Source organism: Methanobrevibacter sp. (genome assembly GCF_045577275.1).
Taxonomy (GTDB): domain Archaea; phylum Methanobacteriota; class Methanobacteria; order Methanobacteriales; family Methanobacteriaceae; genus Methanobrevibacter.
On sequence record NZ_JAZNIB010000303.1, the window covers coordinates 1 to 5,792 of the forward strand.

At 32.0% G+C, this 5,792-nt stretch carries 4 protein-coding genes; 1 reads left to right on the top strand and 3 read right to left on the bottom strand.

Translation table 11 applies throughout. The features are described from left to right. Positions 1-263: 263 nt before the first annotated feature. The 3 genes from ACKI67_RS08685 to ACKI67_RS08695 all read right to left on the bottom strand — a co-directional run bounded on the left by ACKI67_RS08685 (position 264) and on the right by ACKI67_RS08695 (position 4,324). Entirely contained in the window at positions 264-1,190 is a 927-nt protein-coding gene (locus ACKI67_RS08685; protein WP_407463142.1) for a cation diffusion facilitator family transporter, read from the bottom strand. A gap of 199 nt (positions 1,191-1,389) precedes the next feature. Further along, positions 1,390-2,505 carry a pyridoxal phosphate-dependent aminotransferase gene (locus tag ACKI67_RS08690; RefSeq protein WP_407463143.1) on the bottom strand — a complete coding sequence of 372 codons (1,116 nt, stop codon included), beginning with the start codon at positions 2,503-2,505 and terminating at the stop codon, positions 1,390-1,392. 133 nt (positions 2,506-2,638) lie between these two features. After that, positions 2,639-4,324 carry a radical SAM protein gene (locus ACKI67_RS08695; protein WP_407463144.1) on the bottom strand — a complete coding sequence of 562 codons (1,686 nt, stop codon included), beginning with the start codon at positions 4,322-4,324 and terminating at the stop codon, positions 2,639-2,641. Positions 4,325-4,858: 534 nt separating this feature from the next. Between ACKI67_RS08695 and ACKI67_RS08700 the strand changes: the two genes are divergently transcribed. After that, the coding region (locus ACKI67_RS08700) for a pseudomurein-binding repeat-containing protein (RefSeq protein ID WP_407463145.1) at positions 4,859-5,792 on the top strand (934 nt) is incomplete at its 3' end.

Genomic DNA, 5,792 nt, shown 5'->3' on the forward strand with positions numbered 1-5,792 from the left:
AACTAATAGAATAAATCCTTTTTATCATGTTTACTCCATTAATTGAAGTTTATTTAAAAAATAAAGAGCTTTTAAAGCTTTCTATAAAAATTTTAGAAAAACTTAAAAAAATCTAAAAAATAAGCTTAAAATTATACAAAATCTTTTAGAAAAATTCGCAAAAAATTAAACATAGAATTAATAAAAAAATAATAGGTTTTGAAATTGACCTTTATCAAAATCATCACAAAAAAATATTAAGAAAATTAAAGGAGAAATGCGATTTAATCTCCATCAAAAATATTTTTTCCATCAACTTCCTGAGAATGGTCATATTCCAAACCAAAAGGACATGCATGAACAGTTGCTCCCCTAATGACCTCAACATCATCCACAATCTTATTTTGAACCAAATGAACAATCTTATGGGATTCATCCAAATTCATCTCAGGAGGAAGTTCAATATGCAGTGATACAGTAGCATAGGGTCCTAAAAAATTAACTCTAACATTGTGTGTTCCAAGAACTGAGTCTACTGAATTTGAAGCATCTGTAATCTCCTTGATTAATTCATCAGAAGGGACCTTTCCCATAATCGAATCCAGATTCTCTTTAGCAATTTCATAGGCAGTTTTTGCAATCAATAGCGCTATGGCAAATGCAATTATTGGATCCAATATAGGATAGCCGTATTGAGCTACAAATATACCTATTAAAATAGCGATTGAAGATAGGATATCAACCCTTTGATGCATACCGTCTGCAACGATAGCTGGACTATTGGCAGCCTTCCCTAAATTGATAATACTTTGGCTCATGGCAAAGTTAACGAATATGCCTATTAATGCCATTATAACTGCCATAGAGTCTGGAATTGAATATGTTCCATAGTATAAGCGCTCAAGGGCTCCAGTAAGTATCTGATAGGCAACAATTGCTAAAAACACCACAATCACCAAACCCGCAACAGCTTCAGCCCTCCCATGCCCATATGGATGGTCATGATCTGCAGGCTTATTAGCTATTTTAAATCCAACATAAGCAATGATGGAAGTAATCAAGTCTGAAATTGTGTGTGCCCCTTCAGATACAAGTGCATAACTTCCTGACATTAACCCAACTGCAATATTGAAAATAGTCAGGAATGCATTTCCTATAACTGCAATATAAAAAGCCTTCTTTCCTAACTTCTCACGTTCTTCAATTTTCATAGTATCCTCAAAAAATCATAAAAATAATACTTTTTAGGATGAAATCAGCTAAAAAATATTACTAATTTTAAAATAATTATTACTAAACTTATTTATGTAATTATTAATATATATTTTTTATCCAAACCATATAAACATACATATATTGATATGTATATGAAAAATTGCGGTTTTTTAAAAAAAAATATAAATTAAAGGATTAATAATCCAAATCCCTTAAAATATCCATTGCCCTTTCAATGTTTTCATATGAATTTGCATATGACATTCTTACATGGCCTTCCCCAATGCTTCCAAATGGAGCACCTGGAACTGAAATAACTCCTGCCTCTGCAGCAGCCTTAACAAAGTCCATAGGTCTTTCAACTTTAGGGAAAACATAAAATGCACCTTGACAGTCAACGGTTTCATAGCCCATGTCATTTAAGCTTGAAACAATAAGGTCTCTTCTTCTTGAAAACTCCCCAACCATTTTCTTGACTGAATCCTGTGGACCAGTAAGCGCTTCAATAGCTCCTGCCTGTGAAACGGAAGGAGCATTTGCGGTACAATATTGGTGAACCTTAAGCAAGTTTTCAGTCACATCATCATTAGCAACCATATATCCGACCCTAAGGCCAGTCATTGCATATGTTTTTGAAAATCCATTTATTGTAACCACATTGTCTGAATATTCTGCCGGAGAGTGGTTTTTGGTTCCATAGATAATCTTTTCATAGATTTCATCTGAAATGATATAGAAGTCATGGTCTGTTGCCAAATCTGCAATTCCCTTAATGTCCTCCTTATCCATAACTGCACCGGTTGGATTGGAAGGGGAATTGATGATCAATCCTTTTGTATTCTTATCGATCTTTTCCTGAACATCCTCCACTTTCATCTTAAATTCATTTTCCATTGGAGTGGTGACTTCAACAACATTCGCTTCAGCCAATTGGACACAGGTATAATAGGATAGGAATCCTGGATTTGGAACCAATACATTATCTCCCTTTTGGAATAATGCTTGTGCACAGTCGTATAATGCTTCGCTTGCACCAGCAGTAACTATAACATTTTCAGCATCTGTTTTGATATTGTTTTCTTTAGCCAATTTATCTACGATTGCTTCTCTAAGCTCAATCAATCCTTTATTTGAAGTGTATTTGGTAATTCCTTCATCAATAGCATCTTTCATTGCAGTCTTGATATTTTCAGGAACATCAAAGTCAGGTTCACCGATTCCCAAATTAACTGCATCAGGATTAGTAACTTCAAACATCTTTCTAATTAGAGATAATTCTATTGTTTCAACTCTTTTAGCAGGATTTAACATAATAACACCTTTAAAAATAATTAGTAAATAGTTATAACTTAATCAATTATTTAAAAAAATTTTGTATTAATTTTGTATTAATTTTGTATAAATTTTTTCTATTATAATATTAGACTTAATGTTTAATATATTTTTAATCACAAGCCCCGCAATTATAGCAAGGGCCGTCTTCACACCATGGAGTCTGCTCACTGGTTTTAATTTTTTCATATTCAGAGATTAAGAAATCTTTGCTTACACTTACATCAATGGAATCCCAAGGCAAATCATCTCCAAATTCATAATTTGGAGCATTTTGAGCCCATTCCTTAATGCTGATTTTTTCATTCAAAGACCTTTCTATCAAGTCTCCAATCTCCTTATCTCCACAGGATAGAACATATTGTATAAGACCCATCTTAGCACTGTCAAACTTAATGTCCAAACCTTTCAGATTCTTTTTAAGGTATCTTATCTTTGATTTGACTGCTTTCATATCATAGCTTTCCCACTGTAGAGGGGTATGCGGTTTTGGAATAACAGGATTGACACTGAAACTGATTGAGACTTTTGACTTTTTCTTGGAAGACTTGGACTTTTTCCTGGAAAAAGCACTATCATTTTTCGATGCTGAATTAGACATTGATTTAATTGAAATGTCGTTTAATTTAATTGAAGATTCTGAATTTGAATCAATATTATACTTCATGAAATCAATCTGCTTCATCAGACTTGCAAGTTCATCAATATCATCTTGAGTCTCATAGGGCAAACCGATTAAAAAATACAATTTAATATTAAAACCTAATTCAACAGCATCATTTATCACTCGGAAAACATCTTCATCACTGATGTCCTTATTGATCCTTCTTCTTAAGGAATAAATTGATTCAGGAGCGATTGTCAATGTCTTCAAACCGCTTGACTTAAGGGCAACCAAGGTTTCCCTTGTGATGGATTCGATTCTCATTGAAGGTGTGGAGACTTGGAACCCTTTTTCTCTTAAGGTTTCTGTCAATTCGTTTATTTTGGAATAGTCGGAAACAGCCGCTCCAATCAAGGATATCTTATTTAATCCAGTGTTGGATCTTGCCTCTTCTGCAATTGATAGAAGATTATCAAGATTAGTTTCCCTTAATGGCCTATACATATAGCTTGACATGCAGAATCTGCAGCCTCTTGAACAGGCTCTTGATACATTCAAGAGAATGGAATTGGAAAATGCAGGAATGAAGTCCTTATCATCAGTTTCTGTAACTATAGGATAAGTCAAATGATAGGCATCATTCATATCATCTAAAAGTATGATTTTTGCATTGTTGTTAAATTCAGAAATATATAGTCCTTGGAGATTTAAAAAAGAGGATAAGTCTCTTTTATTCTTGATATCTGACTCCAAATATAAATCCAAAAAGTCATATAAAACCGCTTCAGCTTCACCTATAACGAAGATATCTATAAAATCAGATAACGGCAAAGGATTTGAACTTGCACAAGGCCCTCCTGCAATAATCAAAGGGTCATCTGAGGTCCTATCCTCCCTTCTTAATGGAATGCCTGCATTCCTTAAGATTTCCAAAGCATTAAAATAGTCCTGCTCGTATTGCAGGGAAAAAGAGATTATGTCAAAATCAGCCAATGGGCTATTTGTTTCAAGACTTCTGACTGAAGGATAGATTATTCTCTCACAGTAACTATCCTCCCTTTCATTGACGTAATTATAAAGTATTTGATAACCTAAGGAACTCATTGCAGTTTTGTAGACGTTTGGATAAACCAATCCAAAACGAATATCTGCTTTCAATGGATTTTTGATGATTACGTTCTTTTCTCTAAACATGCTTTAGTTCCTATTGCTGATTAATCAAATGTTTAATTACTGTCTAAATTTTCTCAAATCTTGAAAATTGTTCTTAAATCAATATAAAGTTTGTTTATACAAATATAATAAATTTTACTATGATTAAATTATGAATTTTTTAAAATCAAATCAATTTAATAGCCATGATGCAAGTTATTAGTTCATTATAATATTTATTTTAAAATATGAGAAATATATAAACTTTTTTTCTTAAACAAATGAGTGAATTTACACAAAAACACAATTAAGAAATGTATTTAAATTAAAAAATCAAAAATAGAATTTACCACTCTTTAAAATAAAAAATAAACAGTTTAATTAATATTTTTTAATTTGAAATCAATTTTTCAATTTGAATAAAATGTTCTATTAAAGCTGAATTTTTAAAGAGATTATGAAAATGAATGGAGGAGAAAAAAAGAAAAATGAGGTGTTACTATTAGAAATAAAATAATTATATTAACCTTATTGGTAATACTGTTTTTCACCCTAGGCAGCATAAGTGCTCAAAGCGTGAGTGCATCTGATTTAAATGGAAGTGCAGGTAGCAAAGTTCTTAAATCCAGTTCAATCTCAAGCAACGGCACTAAAGCAACTGCTTCAAGTATTACAAATAAAGTTAAAGCAAATGTGACTACAAAAGCAGTGTCAAATGTGACAAAGAAAACTACAAATGCAACAAAAATAAGTTCCAATAAAACCAAAGAGGCTAAAACTACAATAAATAAGAAGACTTTGGCAAAAACATCAACAAACTTTGTGAATTATGTGGAAAAGAATGGCAAATTTCCTAAAGTCAAAATCAGCAATAAGAACTATTCAAGCACAGAATATCTATACTTGCTGACAAAGGCCGTTGAAAATGACTCCAATTCAAAGATTGAAATCCGGAAGAATTTGGTAAAAAAATACAATAACACAAATATCAGATCTGTAAAAGGCACCTTGAATAAGACAGAGTACGTTAAGATGGCGGGTAAAACAAGGAAATTCATTGAAAAAAATAAGAGAGCTCCAAATTGGGTCTCTTCATCAAAAGGCAATGTCCCATACAATCAATTAATTCTTTCATACAGCAAATGTTTGGATTTCTTTAATAAAAACAATAGATTGCCTAATACAATAAAGCTTGATGACTTGGATTTGGATAAGATCAAATCCAAGATAAATAAGAACAAGACAAAAATCAGTTCAAATTCAAGTGTTAAAACAACTAAAAAAACAACAAAACCCAATACAACAACTAGCAAAACAACAAACACGACTAAAAAAACAACAAAAACCAATACAACAAGCAGTAAAACAACAAACACGACTAAAAAAACAACAAAAACTACTTCAAAAGAAACAAAAAATTCATCAGCAAGCACCAGTGCAAATAAAAATGAAAATGCTGATGGAAATGCGGGATTGGTTGAAACTACACTGAATCATATCCATAATCTAT